Raw genomic sequence first — 16,455 nt, 5'->3', positions numbered from 1 at the left:
GATGAAACGGCCGTCAACCTCCGCCGCGCCACCGGTGGTGATCGCCGCCGGGGGATTGGGCACCCGCGTAGGCAGTTGGTCACCGTACCTGCCCAAGGAGCTGCGGCCTGTCTGTGGCCGGCCGGGCCTCGCGCACATCGTGGATGAGGTCGCTGCCATCGGGAGTGATCGCGCCGTGGTAGTCCACCACCCGTACTACACGCCGCTGATCGACTGGACCCGCCAGGTCCTCGCTCCAGGGGCTTTGGCCCGCTACCGGAGCCTCACGAACCAGCTTCCGGATCAGCCCCGAGCCGCCGACCACCTGCAAGTCGACTTCATCGCCCAACGCGGCCGATACGCCGATGTCACGTCCGTGTTGAACGGTTCCGAACACTTGCGCACCGGGGAGTTCTACGTGGTCTTTGCTGACAACGTGGACCCCACTCATACAGCGCTGTCCGCGCTCGTCACAGCGACCCCGCCAGCGATCCCGGCGGTTCTGGCCGCACCCTTTGACGCCGGCGCGGCAAGCAGCCACGGAGTGATCGTCTGCACCGGCGAGGGCCCAGTGCAGAGGATGGTGGGGCTGGTCGAGAAGCCTGACCGAGACGAGACGATCCGGCTGGAGGCGGAGTGCGGCATCGCCAATCTCCGGCTGCTTCAAGGGAGGATGAGAGTCACGCCGAGACTGCTGCGCTACCTTGCGGCAGTGGCTCAGAGCACGATCAGCGAGCCGAAGTTCTCTTTGGCCTTGGCCTCATACGCGAGATCGCATCGCGTTGACGTGGTAACGAGTACGCAGCCCTTGACGGATCTCGGCGTCCCGAGTCCGACGAGGGAACTGGTGCCGGGCCACTGACCACAGGGCGGGCAAGGGCCCGTGCTGACGCTAACGGGACCGCTTGCGGGCGTTCGGCAGCACTTTGCTGGCGCAAGTAGCGCCGGTCGTTGCGCTTATCGCCTGTGTGGCAGGGTGTGTAAGGGCTTGATCGGAGCTGGAGATTTCCTTCAGCAACGTGTGTCGGTCCCGTGTTGACGCGTCAACACGGGAGCCTGATCGAGGCGGATAGAGCAGGATGCAGGAGGATGGAAACAGGGCCTAATGTCCCGGTTCTCCGGCGTTTCCGCAGGTCAGAGCGATAACGATTTTGGGTTCGAATCTCCTAGGCTCCACATTCCACAAACCCCCTTCGACCTGCGCAAACGCGGGCCGGAGGGGGTTTGTGCGCACCCGGGGCCGGGGCCGTGCCGCCCGTGGCCGTGCCGCTCGTGCCCGTCCGTCCCACCCGGTCCCACGACAGCCGCGACGGCCGGTGTTTCACGTGAAACACCGGCCGTCGTTTCACGTGAAACATCGCGCTCAGGCGCGGCGCCCGCCGCGCAGCAGGGTAGCGGCCAAGCCTGTGGCCAGCAGGAGCAGCCCCGATCCGATCCCGAAGGCCACGTGGTAGCCACCGGTCAGGGCTTCGGCCGCGGTGTGTCCGGAGCGGGTCAGTGACTCGGTGCGGGCGGCCGCCAGGGTGGAGAGGACCGCTACGCCCAGGGCCATGCCGATCTGCTGGGTGGTGTTGAACAGGCCCGAGGCGAGGCCCGCGTCCTCTGAACCCGACCCCGACATGGCCAGTCCGGTCAGGGCGGGCAGGGCCAGGCCGAAGCCCGCCGCGAGGAGCATGACCGGCAGCAGGTCGGTGACGTAGTCGGCGTGCACCGGCAGGCGGGTCAGCAGGAGCTGGCCGCCGAGCAGCAGGACGAGGCCGGCGAGCAGGACCGCGCGGCCGCCGAAGCGGGCGATCAGGCGGGTCGAGACGCCCAGGGAGGTCACGCCGATCACCACGGCCGCCGGAAGCATCGCGAGACCGGTGGCGGCGGCGCCGTAGCCGAGGACCTTCTGGAGGTAGAGGGCGACCAGGATCTGGAAGGAGAAGAGCGCGGCGATCATCAGCATCTGGACCAGGTTGGCGCCGACCACGGTCCGGGACCGGAAGATCCGCAGCGGTACGAGCGGGTTGCGGCCCTTGGCCTGCCGGACGGTGAACGCGGCGAGCAGGGCCAGGGAGAGCGCGCCGAGCCCGAGGGTGCGGGCGGAGGCCCAGCCGTACTGCTCGACCTTGACCACGGTGTAGATGCCGAGCATCAGCCCCGCCGTGACCAGGAGCGCGCCGAGCACATCGGCGCCCGCGGCCAGCCCCAGTCCGCCGCGGCCCGCCGGAAGGGCGGGCAGCGCCAGAAGCAGCGCGGCCAGGCCGATCGGCAGGTTGATGAAGAAGATCCAGTGCCAGTCGAGGGCATCGGTCAGCACCCCGCCGAGCACCTGGCCGAGGGAGGCACCGGCCGCTCCGGTGAAGGAGAAGACCGCGATGGCCCTGGCCCGTTCGCGGGGTTCGGTGAACAGGTTGACCAGGATGCCGAGGCTGACGGCGGAGGCCATCGCGCTGCCGACGCCCTGCAGGAACCGGGCGGCGATCAGCAGCGCCGGGGAGCCCGCGAAGCCCGCCAGCAGTGAGGCGCCGGTGAAGACGGCGGTACCCGCCAGGAACATCCGCTTGTGCCCGATGAGGTCGCCAAGCCGCCCGGCCAGCAGCAGCAGGCTGCCGAAGGCGATCAGGTAGGCGTTGACCACCCAACTGAGCCCGGCGGGGGAGAAGTCGAGGTCGTTCTGGATGGCGGGCATCGCCACGGTGACGATGCTGCCGTCCAGGACGGTCATCAGCATGCCGGTGGAGAGGACGCCGAGGGCGGCCCAGCGGGACCGCAGCCAGGGCGTGCGTCGGGCGGCGGATCCGGTGTCCGGTCCGGCGGCGGAAGGGGCGGAAGGGGCGGAGGAGGTGGGGGAGGTGGGGGAAGCAGCGAGGGAAGGAGCGGGTGCGGCAGGCATCGGGCTCTCCGTTCAGCGGGACCGTTCGGCGGGACGAGCGGTGCGGCGGGGCGATAGGAAGGACCGTAGCAGATGGTTTTGTTGCAGACTATTTATTTCGGACCCAGTTGTTAGAGTGGATCCATGACTGCCATGGCGCCCACCCGGACCCAGCCCGACCTCTCCTTCCTGCTGGACCACACCAGTCACGTCCTGCGCAGCCGGATGGCGTCGGCCCTCGACGAGATCGGGCTGACCGCCCGCATGCACTGCGTCCTGGTGCACGCGCTGGAGGGGGAGCGCACCCAGATCCAGCTCGCGGAGATCGGGGACATGGACAAGACGACGATGGTGGTCACCGTCGACGCCCTGGAGAAGGCCGGTCTGGCCGAGCGCAGGCCCTCCGCCACGGACCGCCGGGCCCGGATCATCGCGGTCACCGAAGCGGGCGCGGCGATGGCCGAACGGAGCACCCGGATCGTGGACCGGGTCCACGCCGAGGCCCTCGCCTCGCTCGCGGACGCTGACCGCGCCGCCCTGCTGCGCGTGCTGAACCTGCTGGTGGACGGCGACCTCGCGACTCCGAGCGAGAGCCCGCGCCTGGCCCGCCGCGCCCGCCAGTAGCCCGCCGCGGACCCCTCGGCAGCACGGCGGCAGACCCCTCAGCAGCAGGGCGGGCAGACCCCTCAGCAGCAGGGCGGGCAGACGCGTCGGCAGCACGGTGGGCGGACCCGCCGGCAGGCCGCCGACCCCGCGCCGCTCCCCCTCCCCCCGTCCCTCGGATGGCTCAGTCACAGGGCCGGGCCGCCCGCCGTGGCCGACAGTGGGGGAAGGCAACGAGCCCAGGGGGACAACCCACGCCGGAGGCGTCACACCATGGGAATCTTCGACTTCCTCAAGTCCGACAAGAAGAAGGCGCACGACGCCGCGGAGAAGGCCAGGGAGCAGGTCCAGCAGCAGACCGCGCCGTCCGCGTCGTCCACCTCGGGCGCGCCCACCGGCACCGCCACCAAATACACGGACACCTCCGCCGCCGCCACCAAGGAGGCCGCGGAGCGGATGGCGGCCCGGGCCCGGTCCGCCGGCCAGGCCGTCTCCCCGCCGAAGCCCGCGCCGGTCGCACCCAAGCCCGCCCCGGCCGCGCCGCACCCCGCCGCGGCCACGCCCGCCCCGGCCCGCCCCGCACCGGCGGCCCCGAAGCCCGCGCCCGTCGCCAAGAAGCGCACCTACACGGTCCGGTCCGGCGACTCCCTCTCCGCCATCGCCCGCCGCGAGCTGGGCAACGAGGCCCGCTGGCGCGAGCTGTACGCGATGAACAAGGGCGTCGTCGGCTCCAATCCCGACCTCATCCGCCCGGGCATGGTCCTCACCCTCCCCAACTGACCGGCCCAGGGCGGGAATCGCCGAAAACGCCGGAGGGGCCCGGATCCACTCACGGATCCGGGCCCCTCCGACGTCGCACGCGCGAGCGCGCGGGTTACGGCTGCTTGCCGTCGGTCTCCTCATCGGCGGCCGACCGCTCCTTCGCGGCCAGCTCGTCGTCGAAGCCGACGCCCGCGCCGTCCCGCGGCAAGTCCGTCGCCGCGGGCGGTTCGACCAGCCAGTCCGGGTTCGACTGCTGGTCCCACCACTTCCACGCGGCGAACGCACCGCCCGCGAGCAGGCCGACCAGCGCCACGCCCTTCAGCGCACGGCCGCAGCGCGCCCGGCGCTCACCGCGCCGGATCAGCCGCTGCACTTCCTTCGCCGACACCTGCCCGCGCAGTGCGGCCAGTGCGGCGGCCGACCGCGAAGCGGCCTCCTCCGCCACCGGCTGCGCCGCCGCGAGCGCGCTCTCGAATCGCGGTGCCGTGTAGTCGGCGGCCTGCCGGGCCGCCTTCCGGGACCGGTGTACGGCGAGGGTCGCCGCCCGGTCGACGTTCGGTGGGACATGGGCGCGCGCCGACACCATCCGCGGATGCAGATGGCTGTCGTACGCGGTCCGGGCCTGGCGCGCGGCCACGTCCGCGGCGTACGAGACCTTCGGTGTCAGCCGTACGTTCGCCTCGTGCGCGTAGTGCGCGGCGGCGTCCTTGGCGGTTCCTGCGTACGGCGCCACCACTTCCGCCGCGTGCCGCACGGTTTCCCTGGCGCTCTCTGCCGCTGCGTGCACGCTGTCCTTGCGGGTCACGGGATCCTCCTCCTCGGTGGCGGACACAGTTCACCTTTCCACCCTTTGTCGGATCATGCCTGTGTTACCGCGCCGAGGCATGGCCGACAGGGCATACGAGTGGCCGATTTCTCCGGCACGGAGCACTCCGTGGGAAGATTTGCCGACCAATGATGACGATGACGATGGAAGGCAGACTCGTGGCCGCGAAGCTTTTCGCCACTCTCCAGACGAACCACGGCGACATCGAGATCGAGCTGCTGGCGAACCACGCGCCGAAGACCGTCCGGAACTTCGTGGAGCTCGCCAAGGGCGACCGCGAGTGGACCCGCCCCTCGGACGGTCAGAAGACCACCGACCCGTTCTACGACGGGACCCTCTTCCACCGTGTGATCAGCGGTTTCATGATCCAGGGCGGCGACCCGCTGGGCAACGGCACCGGTGGCCCCGGCTACCAGTTCGCCGACGAGTTCCACCCCGACCTGGCCTTCACCAAGCCGTTCCTGCTGGCCATGGCGAACTCCGGGCCGGGCACCAACGGCTCGCAGTTCTTCATCACCGTCGCCCCCACCGCCTGGCTGACCCGCAAGCACACGATCTTCGGCGAGATCACCGACAAGGCCAGTCAGGCCGTCGTCACCGCCATCGCGGGCGGCAAGACCAACCCGCGCACCGACCGTCCCGTGGACGACGTGGTGATCAAGTCCGTGCTGATCGAAGAGCGCTGACCCGGAACCAATGCCCCCCGCCCGTCCGTATTCGTTGTGACGACGGCACCGCCACGAGGGAGGGGACCGATGGACACCGACCGGCCGGACACCGGACGCGTACCGGGCTGCTACCGGCACCCGGACCGCGCGACCGGAATCAGCTGCACCCGCTGTGAGCGCCCGATCTGCCCCGACTGCATGATCAGCGCCTCGGTCGGCTTCCAGTGCCCGCAATGCGTACGGTCCGGCTCCGGTACGGGCCACGGCGCCGCCGCCGCCAGTGCGCGCAACATCGCGGGCGGGGTCGTGGTCACGGACACCGCGCTCGCCACCAAGACCCTGATGGGGATCAACGCCGCGGTGTTCCTCGCGGTCCTCGCCGCTCCGGCGCTGCTGACCCCGCTGGAACTCCTCGGGCGCTACGTCGACTACCTCGGCGGCCCGCTCGAAGGCGTCTCCACCGGCCAGTACTACCGGCTGCTGACCTCGGTCTTCCTGCACGAGCAGTGGCTGCACATCATCGGGAACATGACCGCGCTGTGGTTCCTGGGCGCCCCGCTGGAGGCCGCGCTGGGCCGGGCCCGCTACCTCGCGGTGTACCTGCTCTCGGGGCTGGGCGGCAGCGCGCTGGTCTATCTGCTGACCCCGCCGAACATGCCCACGCTGGGGGCCTCCGGCGCGATCTTCGGGCTGCTCGGAGCCACCGTCGTACTGATCCGGCGGATGCGGCACAGCATGCGCCCGATCGCCGTGATGGTCCTGCTGATGCTGGTGCTGACCTTCGTACCGATCGGCGGGAGCGGGGAGATCTCCTGGCAGGCCCACATCGGGGGGCTGGTCACCGGGGCCCTGGTGGGACTGGGCATGCTGGTGCCTTCGGCCGCGGCCGGGAGACGGCGGGCACTGGTCCAGTGGGGCACCTGTGCGGCCGTGTTCCTGCTGGCGGGGGCCGTCGTACTCATCCGGACAGCAGAGCTGGTCTAGTCCTGTCCGGTCATACTGGCGTCAACTCTCCACAGAGTTATCCACAGATCTTCTGCCTTTTTCCTCAGGTGTGGATGACGCTGTGGATAACTCATGGGGAGAGCTTGCTTCCGGCCGTCGTTACTGCCCTGCTACCGCCTGGCCGCCGACCGGTTGCCGCCGCGCCGCGTCGCGGCTACTTCCACTGCGTGGATACGCCGAAGCCTGCCGCGATGAAGCCAAAACCGACCACAATGTTCCAATTGCCGAGAGATTCGATCGGCAGCTGGGTGTCGGTCACATAAAAGACGACGATCCATGCGAGACCAATGAGGAAGAACGCCAGCATCACTGGAGCCACCCAGCTGCGGTTCGTCAACCTGATGGTCTGCGCCTGCCTCGTCGGCGGCGGGGTGTAGTCGTCCTTCTTGCGGATACGTGACTTCGGCACGAGGGTCTCTCCTGTCGATGCGCTGGGGACCTTGCCTCCCCCGGGCGTCCGTTAGCGTAGTGGGTCTAGCGGCGTTGAAGGAGAAGGGTACGTTGAGCAATTCCGACGACTCCTCCGCGGGTCCCCGTCGCCGGGTCAGACCGGCCCGGCTGCTGACGGCCGCCGTGTTCGCCCTGGCAGGCCTCATTTTCGTCACCAGCTTCAACACGTCCAAGGGTACGAACATCCGCACGGACGGTTCGCTGCTGAAGCTGTCGGACCTGATCCACGAGCGCAGCCAGAACAACGCCGAACTGGACGCGAGCACCGCCGAGGTCCGCCGCCAGGTCGACGCGCTCGCCGAGCGCGACGACGGCAGCACCAAGGCCGAGGACGCCAGACTCGCCGCCCTGCGCGGCGCGGCGGGCACCGAGGAGCTGTCCGGAAAGGCCCTCTCGGTGACTCTGAACGACGCTCCGCCGAACGCCACAGCCCGGATCCCCAACGTCCCCGAGCCGCAGCCCAACGACCTGGTGATCCACCAGCAGGACCTCCAGGCGGTGGTGAACGCCCTGTGGCAGGGGGGCGCCCGCGGCATCCAGGTCATGGACCAGCGGCTGATCTCCACCAGCGCCGTGCGCTGCGTGGGCAACACCCTGATCCTCCAGGGCCGGGTGTACTCGCCCCCGTACAAGGTCACGGCGATCGGCGACCCGGGCGCGCTGCGCAAGGCGCTCGGCGCCTCGCCCGCCATCCAGAACTACCAGCTGTACGTCACGGCCTACGGCCTGGGCTGGAAAGTCGAGGAGCAGAAGGCGCTGACACTTCCGGGGTACTCCGGCACAGTGGACCTCCACTATGCGAAGCCCGTGCAGTCCGCGTCCGCGTCCGCGTCGGCGTCCTGAGCCGGGGCGGCGCCCGTCCGCCCAGGCCGTACTGCGCCTGCTGGTGCGGACGTTCAGCGAGGTGTGCCTGACGGCCGGCACGCTGATCGTGCTCTTCGTCGCCTACATCCTGCTCTGGACCGGGGTCAAGGCCGACCAGGCCATGGCGGGGGAGATGGACCGGCTGCACACCGGCTGGTCGGCGGCCGCCCCGGGCCCGGGCCCGTCCGTCCCGCAGTCCCCGCGGACCTCCCAGAGCCCACCGGCCACACCGGCACCGGCCCCGGCGCCCGCCCCCCTCCCCCAGGGCCGGGCCTTCGCCGAGATGTACATCCCGCGCTTCGGCCCGGACTGGAAGAAGCCCGTCCTGGAGGGCACCGGCACCGACGTGCTGAAGAAGGGCCTCGGCCACTACGAGGACACCGCACGCCCCGGAGCCGGGGGGAACTTCTCGGTGGCCGGGCACCGGCGCACGTACGGCGACCCCTTCAAGGACTTCCCCGAGCTGCGCCCCGGCGACCTGGTGATCGTCAAGGACGCCGTCGCCCGGTACACGTACACCGTCCGGAACCGGCCACTGCGGACCCTGCCGACGGACGTCGGCGTGGTCGATCCGGTGCCCCGCGAGTCGCCCTTCACCGGGCCCGGCCGCTATCTCACCCTGACCACCTGCGATCCGGAGTGGGGTCACAGCCACCGACTGATCATTTGGGCGGAACTCACCCAGACCAGGACGGCCGAGCAGGGTGAACCGGGGGGATTGACCGGCTGACCCACCGTGCACGCCCGCTGCCTTTAGGCTGTTGCGGGTACCGCTCCCGCGGTACGTGAAGGGAAAGGGACGCGGACGGCATGTACGGCTGGATCTGGCGGCATCTGCCGGGCAACGCGTGGGTACGCGCGCTGATCTCCCTCGTACTGGTCCTCGCGGTGGTGTTCGTACTGTTCCAGTACGTCTTCCCGTGGGCCGAACCGCTCCTTCCGTTCAACGATGTGACCGTCGACGAAGGTTCGGGAGCCACCCGGTGAACGCGCGCATTCTGGTCGTGGACAACTACGACAGCTTTGTCTTCAACCTGGTCCAGTACCTCTACCAGCTCGGCGCCGAGTGCGAGGTGCTGCGCAACGACGAGGTCGCGCTCGCCCACGCGCAGGACGGCTTCGACGGGGTCCTGCTCTCCCCCGGCCCGGGCACGCCCGAGGAGGCCGGGGTCTGCGTCGAGATGGTCCGCCACTGCGCGCGGACCGGCGTCCCGGTCTTCGGTGTGTGCCTGGGCATGCAGTCGATGGCTGTGGCCTACGGCGGGGTCGTCGGCCGCGCTCCCGAGCTGCTGCACGGCAAGACCTCCCCGGTGGTCCATGAGGGCCAGGGCGTCTTCGCCGGGCTGCCGTCGCCCTTCACCGCGACCCGCTACCACTCCCTCGCCGCCGAGCCGCTGACGCTCCCGGCCGAGCTGGAGGTCACGGCGCGGACCGAGGACGGGATCATCATGGGACTGCGCCACCGGGAGCACGACGTCGAGGGCGTGCAGTTCCACCCCGAGTCGGTGCTGACCGAGTGGGGGCACAAGATGCTCGCCAACTGGCTGGTGCGCTGCGGTGACGCGGACGCCGTGGAACGTTCGGTGGGGCTGGCCCCGGTGGTGGGCAAGGCCTTCGCGTGACCGCCCTCGCGCCGCCCGCCCCTTCCGAGGGCCGGGCCGCGCGGCGCAGGGCCGCTCAGGAGGCCGCCAAGCGGGCCTCCCGGCGGGGCCGCGGACGGCGCGGGGCGGGCGCCGCCCCGCGCGGGGGCGGTACGCGCCGACGGGCGCGGCGGCGCCCCGGCGGCGGCCCGGTGGTGGTCGCGAGCCGACTGGCCGGGGAACTGTTCATCACCCTCGGCCTGGTGATGCTGCTCTTCGTCACCTACCAGCTCTGGTACACCAACGTGCTGGCCGCGCGCGAGGCGAACGGCGCCGCCGGGTCCCTGCGCAGCGACTGGGACACGGAGGGGGCGGCCCCGCCGGTCGCCGCGTTCTCGCCCGGCCAGGGCTTCGCGATCCTCTACATCCCCAAACTGGACGTGAAGGTTCCGGTGGCGGAGGGGATCAGCAAACCGAAGGTGCTGGACCGGGGCATGGTCGGGCACTACGGCGGTGAGGGCTCCCCGCAGTCGGCGATGCCGTCCGACCAGCGGGGCAACTTCGCGGTGGCGGGCCACCGCAACACCCATGGCGAACCGTTCCGCTACATCAACCGCCTGGAGGCGGGGGACAAGGTCGTGGTGGAGACGCGGGACGCGTACTACACGTACGAGATGACCTCGGTGCTCGCGCAGACCCCGCCGACGAACGTCTCGGTCATCAAGCCGGTCCCCGAGGGATCGGGGTTCACCGCGCCCGGCCGGTACATCACGCTGACGACCTGCACCCCCGAATTCACCAGCACGTACCGGCTGATCGTCTGGGGGAAGATGGTCGAGGAACGCCCCCGCGACAAGGGCGCGCCCCCCGCCCTCGCACAGCGGTGACACCCGCTGACGTCCGCCCTCCCGCAGCCCCCTAGCCCCGCAGAGGAACCACCCGCAGTGTCACGTGCCCGCCGCGCCGCTCCCCGCGCCCGTGCCCGCAGCCGCAACCGGCTCGCCGGTTTCCTGAGCCTGCTGGGCGAACTGCTGATCACGGTGGGCCTGGTGCTCGCCCTGTTCGTGGCGTACTCGCTGTGGTGGACGAACGTCCTCGCCGACCGGAACGCCGCGCGGCGCGGGGACACGGTCCGCCAGCAGTGGCAGACGCCGCCGCCCGCGGCGACCCCCGAGGCGGGAGCCCTGGACACCCAGGACGGCATCGGCTTCCTGCACGTACCGGCGATGAAGAACGGCGAGGTCCTCGTCAAGAGCGGGACCTCGGCCGACGTCATCAACGACGGCGTGGCCGGGTACTACACGGAGCCGGTGAAGTCGGCGCTGCCGTGGGACAAGCAGGGCAACTTCACGCTGGCGGCCCACCGGGACGGGCACGGGGCGAAGTTCCACAACATCGACAAGGTGAAGACGGGTGACGCGGTCGTCTTCGAGACCCGTGACACCTGGTACGTCTACAAGGTCTTCGCCGAACTGCGCCAGACCTCGAAGTACAACACCGACGTGATCAACCCGGTCCCGAAGGAGTCGGGGAAGACCGCTCCCGGCCGCTACATCACGCTGACGACCTGCACCCCGGTCTACACCTCGAAGTTCCGGTACGTCGTGTGGGGCGAGCTGGTGCGCACGGAGAAGGTGGACGCGAAGCGCACCCCGCCGGCCGAGCTGCGCTAGCGGCGGCCCCGGGAAGGCCCCTCGGCGGGCCTGTGGCGGACATGACGGAAGCTCTGGCCCAAGGGCCAGAGCTTCCGTCGTTGAGCCGTGTACGGGCCTCAGGCGGCCCGCGGGTTCGTTCCCCGGGTCAGCGACGGTTGCCGATCCCGCCGAGGAGCCCGCCCTGGCCGTTCTGCTGGCCCGGCATGGTGTTGACGTTGACCGCGGTACCCGCGGCGACCGGCTGGCCGAAGCCCGGGTCGGTGCTCAGGATCGTCGCGTTGTCGTCACCGGGACCGGAGAGGATCGCGCCGAGGCTCAGCCCGCGCGCCGTCAGCTCCTGCCGCGCCTGGGCCACCGTCTTTCCGCCCAGGAAGGGCACGGTGGTCGCCTGGGCGGCCTTGGCGATGGTCACGTTCACCGCGGTGCCCACGTCGGTCTGCGAACCCGGGTCCAGCGCCTGCCCGATGATCGTCTTGGGCGCCGCCGAGGAATCGGCCTCCGTGGTGCTGCCGAGCTTCAGCTTCGCCTCGGTCAGGAGCTTGACCGCCTGCTCCCTGGTCTTGCCCGTCAGGTCGGGGACGGTCGCCTTGGAGACCTCCTTGGCCACGGTCAGCGTGACGACCGAGCCCTTGTCGACCGAGGAGCCGCCCTTGGGGTCCTGGGTGAGCACGGTGCCCGGAGTGCTCTCGGACTCCTGGTTCTTGCGCTCGACCTGGAAGCCCTTGCCCTTGAGCGAGGCCTCGGCCTGGTCGAAGGGGAGCCGCATCACGTCGAGGACCTGGACCTTGAGCGGGCCCGTGGACACCTTCACCTTGATGACCGAGTTCTTGTCGGCCTTGGCGTCGGGCGCCGGGCTCTGCGAGCAGATGTTGCCCTTGGGCTGGCCCTCGCAGGGCTCCTCGGCTTCCTTCTCTACCTTCAGCCCGACGTTCGCCGCGTGGCCGCTCGCCTTGTCGAGGGTCTCGCCGATCAGCGAGGGCACGGCCGACCGGTTGTCCGCGGTGTTGTTGACCAGGGAGCGGCCGATCAGGATCGCGCCCACCAGGACCAGGACCCCGGCCGCGACGAGCAGGACGGCGGAGGCCCGGCTCTTCTTCTGGCGGCGGCGCGGGCCCTGGTCGTAACCGCCGTGGCCCTGGTCGCCGTACCCGTAACCGCTGTCGCCGCCGGGCGCCATCGGGGGCATCATCGAGGTCTGGCCGGCGTCGCTGGAGCGCAGGGCGGTGGTCGGCTGGTCGTAGCCGTTGTGGCCCTGGTCCGGGTAGCCGTAGGCGCCGTAGCCCGCGCCCATGGCGGCGGCCGCGGCGACGGGCTGGCCGTCGAGGCACGCCTCGATGTCGGCGCGCATCTCGTCGGCGGACTGGTAGCGGTAGTCGGGGTCCTTGACCAGCGCCTTGAGGACGATGGCGTCCATCTCGGGCGTGATCTCGGGGTCGAAGTTGCTCGGCGGCTGCGGTTCCTCGCGCACGTGCTGGTAGGCCACCGCGACCGGGGAGTCGCCGATGAAGGGCGGCCGGACCGTGAGCAGCTCGTACAGCAGGCAGCCCGCGGAGTAGAGGTCGGAGCGCGCGTCGACCTGCTCGCCCTTGGCCTGCTCGGGCGAGAGGTACTGGGCGGTACCGATGACGGCGGCCGTCTGCGTCATGGTCATGCCGGAGTCGCCCATGGCACGGGCGATGCCGAAGTCCATGACCTTGACCTGCCCGGTGCGCGTCAGCATGACGTTCGCGGGCTTGATGTCACGGTGGACGATCTGGGCGCGGTGCGAGTACTCGAGGGCCTGGAGGATGCCGATGGTCATTTCCAGGGTGCGCTCGGGCAGCAGCTTGCGGCCGGAGTGCAGCAGCTCGCGCAGGGTGGACCCGTCGACGTACTCCATCACGATGTACGGGATGGAGATGTTGTCGACGTAGTCCTCGCCGGTGTCGTACACGGCGACGATGGCGGGGTGGTTGAGCGAGGCCGCCGACTGGGCCTCGCGCCGGAACCGTGCCTGGAAGGACGGGTCGCGGGCCAGGTCGGCGCGCAGTGTCTTGACGGCGACGGTACGGCCGAGCCGGGTGTCGTGGGCGAGGTAGACCTCGGCCATGCCACCGCGGCCGAGCACATGGCTCAGCTCGTACCGACCGCCGAGGCGACGCGGCTCTTCCATAACGTTCCAGCCCTCTCCGTCAGTCCCGACCGCACCCGTGTGTGGTCCGGCGGTGCGCTGTTCGCGCAAAGGCTACCGGCCGCGTGTTCCCCGTCGGCCCGCGACCACAGGCCGATACCGGACCGGTACCGTGCGCTGCGACGTGCACGAGGGGCTCAGCCCTGCCCCTTGAGCACGGCGTTCATGACGGCGAGGGCGACGGGGGCGGCGAGGCCGCCACCGGTGATGTCCTCGCGGTCGGCGGCGCTGTCCTCGATCACGACGGCGACGGCCACGGGGGAGCCCTTGTCGGTCTTGGCGTAGGAGATGAACCAGGCGTAGGGACGCTTGGCGTTCTTCTCGCCGTGCTGCGCGGTGCCGGTCTTGCCGCCGACGGTGACGCCGTTGATCTTGGCGCCGGTTCCGGTGCCGTTCTCGACGACGTCGACCATCATCTGCTGGACCTTCTGCGCGTTCGCGGCGGAGAGCGGGCGGCTCATCTCCTCCGGCTCGTGCTTCTGCAGGACGTCCAGGTTGGGGGCGGTCACCTGGTCGACCATGTACGGCTTCATCAGCTTGCCGTCGTTGGCGATCGCGGCGGTGACCATGGCCATCTGGAGCGGGGTGGCGGCGGTGTTGAACTGGCCGATGGAGCTGAGCGCGTTGCCGGGGCGGTCCATGGTCTTGTCGTAGACGCTTCCGAACGCGCGGACCGGGGTGTCGATCTTGTCGTTGTTGAAGCCGAACTTCTCGGCGGTCTTCACCATGTTGTCCCGCCCCACCTTGTTGCCCATGTTGGCGAAGACGGAGTTGCAGGACACTTCCAGCGCCCTCAGCAGGCTGGCCTTCTCGCACCCGCTGGCGTGGTTGACCATCGGGGTCTTCGTGTCCGGCAGGATGTACGGCTCGGGGGTGTCGGTCGGCGCGTTGATGTCGGTGACGACGTTGTTCTCGAGCGCGGCGGCGGCGGTGACGACCTTGAAGGTGGAGCCGGGCGGATAGGTCTCGCGCAGCGCGCGGTTGACCAGGTTCTTGTCCTCGCTGTCCTTCAGCGTGACCCAGGCCTTCTCGTCGGCCTTGGAGTTCCCCGCGAAGGTGGAGGGGTCGTACGAGGGGGTGCTGGCCAGCGCCAGGATCGCGCCGGTCTGCGGGTCGATGGCCGCGACCGCGCCCTTCTTGGAGCCGAGCGAGGTGAAGGCGGCCTTCTGGGCGGCGGGGTTCAGGGTGGTGACGACGTTGCCGCCCTGCTTCTTCTCGCCCGTGAACATGCCGATGGTGCGGTCGAAGAACAGCCGGTCGTCGTTGCCGGTGAGGATCCCGTCCTCCAGCGATTCGAGCTGGCTGGAGCCGAAGGCCTGCGAGGCGTACCCGGTGACCGGGGCCCACATGGGGCCGTCGAGGTAGGTGCGCTTGAACTTGTAGTCGCTGCCGCTGGTGGTGACCGAGCCGGTGATGGGCTGGCCGCCGACGATGATGTTGCCGCGCTCCGAGGCGTACTGGGCGATCTGGACCCGGCGGTTCTCCTTGCGGGTGCTGAGGTCCTCGGCCTTGACGTACTGGAGCCAGTTGGTCCGCAGCAGCAGGGCGAGGACGAGCAGCCCGCAGAAGATCGAGATGCGGCGCAGGGGCTTGTTCATGAGGGTCGGACCACCTGGGTCATCTCGGAGTCGGGGGACGGAGCCGGGGCCGGAGCGGGGCGGCGTGCGGTGTCGCTGATCCGGATGAGGATCCCGATGAGAGCCCAGTTGGCGAGGACGGAGGAACCGCCGGACGCGAGGAAGGGCATGGTCATGCCGGTGAGGGGGATGAGGCCCATGACACCGCCGGCGACCACGAAGATCTGGATCGCGAAGGCGCCGGAGAGGCCGATCGCGAAGAGCTTGCCGAAGGGGTCGCGGGCGGCGAGGGCGGTGCGGACACCGCGCTCGATGATCAGACCGTAGAGCAGCAGGAAGGCCATGACCCCGGCCAGCCCGAGCTCCTCGCCGACGGTGGCGAAGATGAAGTCGGAGTTGGCGGCGAAGAGGATCAGGTCGGAGTGGCCCTGGCCGAGGCCGGTGCCGAGGACCCCGCCGGAGCCGAAGCTCATCAGGGACTGGCCGACCTGCTCGCAGGCGCCGGAGGTGGCGTAGCAGGCGAAGGGGTCGAGCCAGGCGGTGACGCGGACCTTGACGTGGCTGGCGGTGGTGCCGACCACGACGGCTCCGGCGACGCTCATGAGCATGCCGATGACGATCCAGCTCGTGCGCTCGGTGGCGACGTACAGCATGATCACGAACATGCCGAAGAAGAGGAGCGAGGTGCCGAGGTCGTTCTCGAAGACGAGGACGAGCAGGCTCATGCCCCAGATCATCAGGATGGGACCGAGGTCGCGGCCGCGCGGCAGGTAGAGGCCCATGAAACGGCGGCTGGCCAGGGCCAGCGCGTCCCTCTTGACCATCAGGTACCCGGCGAAGAAGACCGCGATGATGATCTTCGCGAACTCGCCGGGCTGGATGGAGAACCCGGCCAGGCTGATCCAGATCTTGGCGCCGTACACGTCCGCGCCCAGGCCCGGGATGACGGGCAGGATCAGCAGGACGAGCGAGACCGCCATCGAGATGTACGTGAACCGCTGGAGCGTGCGGTGGTCCTTGAGCAGCAGCAGGACACCGGCGAACAGCGCGAGGCCGACCGCCGTGTAGAACATCTGGTTCGGCGCGGAGGGGGAGAACCCGCCGAACTGCCGCTTGGCCAGGTTCTGCAGGCGCTCGGACTGGTCCAGGCGCCAGATGAAGACCAGACCCAGGCCGTTGAGCAGGGTGCCCAGCGGCAGCAGCAGGGGGTCGGCGTACTTGGCGTACCGGCGTACGACGAGATGGGCCAGCCCGGCCAGCAGGCCGAGGCCGAGCCCGTACGCGAGCATGCCCGGAGGCAGCTTGCCGTGGATCGCGAGGCCCACGTTGGCGTAGGCGAAGATCGGGATGACCACGGCGAACGCGAGCAGCAGGAGCTCGGTGTTGCGCCGGCTCGGCAGCTCGATGGCTCCGATGGTGGTCGTGTTCGTGACAACGCTCATGGTGTAGCAGGCCCCCT

16 protein-coding genes and 1 pseudogene are annotated in these 16,455 nt (G+C 70.0%); 11 read left to right on the top strand and 6 right to left on the bottom strand.

Going from position 1 to position 16,455, the window contains the following annotated elements:
• Position 1 precedes the first annotated feature (1 nt).
• Positions 2-841, top strand: coding sequence for an NTP transferase domain-containing protein (locus tag QMF80_RS08110; protein WP_283450988.1), 840 nt, complete (start codon positions 2-4; stop codon positions 839-841).
• A gap of 501 nt (positions 842-1,342) precedes the next feature.
• Here QMF80_RS08110 and QMF80_RS08105 read toward each other — a convergent pair.
• Complete coding sequence (locus QMF80_RS08105; protein WP_502962800.1) at positions 1,343-2,857, bottom strand: MFS transporter; 1,515 nt, start codon at positions 2,855-2,857, stop codon at positions 1,343-1,345.
• A gap of 123 nt (positions 2,858-2,980) precedes the next feature.
• Between QMF80_RS08105 and QMF80_RS08100 the strand changes: the two genes are divergently transcribed.
• Both QMF80_RS08100 and QMF80_RS08095 read left to right on the top strand, forming a co-directional pair.
• Complete coding sequence (locus QMF80_RS08100) at positions 2,981-3,460, top strand: MarR family winged helix-turn-helix transcriptional regulator (protein WP_283450986.1); 480 nt, start codon at positions 2,981-2,983, stop codon at positions 3,458-3,460.
• A gap of 252 nt (positions 3,461-3,712) precedes the next feature.
• The gene (locus QMF80_RS08095) at positions 3,713-4,219 is read left to right on the top strand and encodes a LysM peptidoglycan-binding domain-containing protein (RefSeq protein ID WP_283450984.1); all 507 of its coding nucleotides are present in this window, start codon (positions 3,713-3,715) and stop codon (positions 4,217-4,219) included.
• A gap of 94 nt (positions 4,220-4,313) precedes the next feature.
• Here the strand turns inward: QMF80_RS08095 and QMF80_RS08090 are convergent, their stop codons facing one another.
• Positions 4,314-5,006: a DUF5324 family protein gene (locus tag QMF80_RS08090; protein ID WP_283450983.1), complete on the bottom strand. Its 693-nt coding sequence runs from the start codon at positions 5,004-5,006 to the stop codon at positions 4,314-4,316.
• Positions 5,007-5,185: 179 nt separating this feature from the next.
• Between QMF80_RS08090 and QMF80_RS08085 the strand changes: the two genes are divergently transcribed.
• On the top strand, positions 5,186-5,713 hold the full coding sequence (locus tag QMF80_RS08085; RefSeq protein WP_283450981.1) for a peptidylprolyl isomerase: 528 nt from the start codon (positions 5,186-5,188) through the stop codon (positions 5,711-5,713).
• A 69-nt stretch (positions 5,714-5,782) separates the two neighbouring features.
• On the top strand, positions 5,783-6,679 hold the full coding sequence (locus QMF80_RS08080) for a rhomboid family intramembrane serine protease (RefSeq protein WP_283450979.1): 897 nt from the start codon (positions 5,783-5,785) through the stop codon (positions 6,677-6,679).
• Between the two features lie 175 nt (positions 6,680-6,854).
• Here the strand turns inward: QMF80_RS08080 and crgA are convergent, their stop codons facing one another.
• Positions 6,855-7,109, bottom strand: coding sequence for a cell division protein CrgA (crgA, locus tag QMF80_RS08075; RefSeq protein ID WP_053675547.1), 255 nt, complete (start codon positions 7,107-7,109; stop codon positions 6,855-6,857).
• Between the two features lie 92 nt (positions 7,110-7,201).
• On the opposite strand from crgA, the gene QMF80_RS08070 reads away from it, so the two are divergent.
• The 6 genes and pseudogenes from QMF80_RS08070 to QMF80_RS08045 all read left to right on the top strand — a co-directional run bounded on the left by QMF80_RS08070 (position 7,202) and on the right by QMF80_RS08045 (position 11,267).
• On the top strand, positions 7,202-7,993 hold the full coding sequence (locus tag QMF80_RS08070; RefSeq protein ID WP_283450975.1) for a DUF881 domain-containing protein: 792 nt from the start codon (positions 7,202-7,204) through the stop codon (positions 7,991-7,993).
• Positions 7,994-8,036: 43 nt separating this feature from the next.
• Positions 8,037-8,744: a class E sortase gene (locus tag QMF80_RS08065; RefSeq protein WP_283450973.1), complete on the top strand. Its 708-nt coding sequence runs from the start codon at positions 8,037-8,039 to the stop codon at positions 8,742-8,744.
• 80 nt (positions 8,745-8,824) lie between these two features.
• Entirely contained in the window at positions 8,825-9,001 is a 177-nt protein-coding gene (locus tag QMF80_RS08060) for a hypothetical protein (RefSeq protein ID WP_226731531.1), read from the top strand.
• Positions 8,998-9,636 (top strand): aminodeoxychorismate/anthranilate synthase component II, encoded by a 639-nt coding sequence (locus QMF80_RS08055; protein WP_283450970.1) that lies wholly within the window; start codon positions 8,998-9,000, stop codon positions 9,634-9,636. Before QMF80_RS08060 ends, QMF80_RS08055 begins: the two co-directional genes overlap by 4 nt.
• A pseudogene (locus tag QMF80_RS08050) lies at positions 9,630-10,481 on the top strand (class E sortase); the annotation flags it as partial. The gene QMF80_RS08055 and the pseudogene QMF80_RS08050, both read left to right, overlap by 7 nt.
• Positions 10,482-10,538: 57 nt before the next feature.
• Positions 10,539-11,267: a class E sortase gene (locus QMF80_RS08045; protein WP_283450968.1), complete on the top strand. Its 729-nt coding sequence runs from the start codon at positions 10,539-10,541 to the stop codon at positions 11,265-11,267.
• Between the two features lie 127 nt (positions 11,268-11,394).
• Here QMF80_RS08045 and pknB read toward each other — a convergent pair whose 3' ends face one another.
• From pknB to QMF80_RS08030, 3 genes are all read right to left on the bottom strand, one after another.
• On the bottom strand, positions 11,395-13,401 hold the full coding sequence (gene pknB, locus QMF80_RS08040; RefSeq protein ID WP_283450966.1) for a Stk1 family PASTA domain-containing Ser/Thr kinase: 2,007 nt from the start codon (positions 13,399-13,401) through the stop codon (positions 11,395-11,397).
• 155 nt (positions 13,402-13,556) lie between these two features.
• Positions 13,557-15,017, bottom strand: coding sequence for a peptidoglycan D,D-transpeptidase FtsI family protein (locus QMF80_RS08035; RefSeq protein WP_283450964.1), 1,461 nt, complete (start codon positions 15,015-15,017; stop codon positions 13,557-13,559).
• Positions 15,014-16,438, bottom strand: coding sequence for an FtsW/RodA/SpoVE family cell cycle protein (locus QMF80_RS08030; protein WP_283450962.1), 1,425 nt, complete (start codon positions 16,436-16,438; stop codon positions 15,014-15,016). The genes QMF80_RS08035 and QMF80_RS08030 overlap by 4 nt, the downstream gene beginning before the upstream one ends.
• Between the last annotated feature and the right edge of the window lie 17 nt (positions 16,439-16,455).

This window comes from Streptomyces sp. G-G2 (genome assembly GCF_030063135.1).
Taxonomy (GTDB): domain Bacteria; phylum Actinomycetota; class Actinomycetes; order Streptomycetales; family Streptomycetaceae; genus Streptomyces.
This window is presented reverse-complemented; position numbering and strand designations above follow the sequence as displayed.

Excerpts from the sequence above, each read along its gene's own strand:
- QMF80_RS08030 (WP_283450962.1), bottom strand. The coding sequence starts at position 16,438 with ATGAGCGTTGTCACGAACACGACCACCATCGGAGCCATCGAGCTGCCG.
- QMF80_RS08105 (WP_502962800.1), bottom strand. The coding sequence starts at position 2,857 with ATGCCTGCCGCACCCGCTCCTTCCCTCGCTGCTTCCCCCACCTCCCCC.
- QMF80_RS08080 (WP_283450979.1), top strand. The coding sequence starts at position 5,783 with ATGGACACCGACCGGCCGGACACCGGACGCGTACCGGGCTGCTACCGG.
- QMF80_RS08110 (WP_283450988.1), top strand. The coding sequence starts at position 2 with ATGAAACGGCCGTCAACCTCCGCCGCGCCACCGGTGGTGATCGCCGCC.
- QMF80_RS08035 (WP_283450964.1), bottom strand. The coding sequence starts at position 15,017 with ATGAACAAGCCCCTGCGCCGCATCTCGATCTTCTGCGGGCTGCTCGTC.
- QMF80_RS08060 (WP_226731531.1), top strand. The coding sequence starts at position 8,825 with ATGTACGGCTGGATCTGGCGGCATCTGCCGGGCAACGCGTGGGTACGC.
- pknB (WP_283450966.1), bottom strand. The coding sequence starts at position 13,401 with ATGGAAGAGCCGCGTCGCCTCGGCGGTCGGTACGAGCTGAGCCATGTG.
- QMF80_RS08100 (WP_283450986.1), top strand. The coding sequence starts at position 2,981 with ATGACTGCCATGGCGCCCACCCGGACCCAGCCCGACCTCTCCTTCCTG.
- QMF80_RS08095 (WP_283450984.1), top strand. The coding sequence starts at position 3,713 with ATGGGAATCTTCGACTTCCTCAAGTCCGACAAGAAGAAGGCGCACGAC.